Here is a 1,178-nt window from a genome sequence, read left to right on the forward strand (position 1 = left end):
GCATGCCATTGACAAATATGGTTATGATCTTGAAAGAGACGCGGAGAATAAACCAGCAGCATATAAGAATGATTATGTGTTTAAGAACGACATTGCCACAGAATGTTTACCGACTATCTATGATTTGTATGCTTTTGCATATTATCCAAATAAAGAGGATGAAATGGGTTGTAGAATCGAAAGAATAATTGAATACATACTGGATGAAAGGTTCTTATATTTACCAGAAAAAGGCTATGTCTATGATCAATCTAATAAAAGATGTTATGCCTCTGGCAATGTATATCATGCTTGTCTAAGAGAAGACCGTAAACTACTAACACTTTACTTACTTTCATTTTTTAAGGCTTCAAAAAACAGTGATCTTTTCATGTCTCAGATTGAACAGCTTAATGAGTATCGATATGAGGATGGTTTTTATGCATTTGATAAGGCGTTAATCAAAGAGAAAAAGAACTTATATCAACTCTACACTGGTGGGCATATGGGACTCGGAGAGAATAGAAGATCAAAGAAATACCTTAAAATAGAATCAACGTTTTGGATGATGGCAATACTTAAAAACTTGGAATAGACTTCACGAAGTCTATTTTTTATTGCTCAATCATAGAGACTATATCATAGACAATATTATTGCTATTATTAGAAACTACAAAATCTCTTGTAGATTATGGTATTATGTCAGATTGTGGGTTGAAAAAATGTGTAATTGAGTGGTAAGGTGATTCTAAATACAATTTGTAAATCAAATGAAACATATCGTTTATTATAAATGCATAAGGTAACATTGTATAGGAGGACAAGTCGTTTGAGGAATACAGCTGAAGAGGTTATTGAAAAAAGAAGTAATGCACGTGTTGATGGTTTTCTTACGTCTAAAGGTAGGTGTATTGTTAACGGTAAGGACGAGGAAATACTCTTAACCGGTTGGGGTCTTGGAAACTGGTTACTCAATGAAGGATACATGTGGAAATCCTTTGGAAATGAACGTTTTGATCGTCCACGACGTATTGAAGGGGTAATAGAAGAACTTACAGGAAAAGCATATAAAACACAATTCTATAAGATATTTAGAGAAAATTATTTTACAGAAAAGGACATTGAGGATTTAGCTCTGCAAGGATATAATTCTATCCGTATACCTATTCATTGGCGATTGTTGATGGAAGAAAGATTGT

2 protein-coding genes are annotated in these 1,178 nt (G+C 33.2%); both read left to right on the forward strand.

The genetic code is table 11. The features are described from left to right. On the forward strand, positions 1-574 hold a 574-nt coding region (locus JF818_RS00655), incomplete at its 5' end, for a hypothetical protein (RefSeq protein WP_198890073.1). Between the two features lie 234 nt (positions 575-808). Next, the coding region (locus JF818_RS00660; protein WP_198890074.1) for a hypothetical protein at positions 809-1,178 on the forward strand (370 nt) is incomplete at its 3' end.

Source organism: Sphaerochaeta sp. S2 (assembly GCF_016406725.1).
Lineage (GTDB): Bacteria > Spirochaetota > Spirochaetia > Sphaerochaetales > Sphaerochaetaceae > Sphaerochaeta.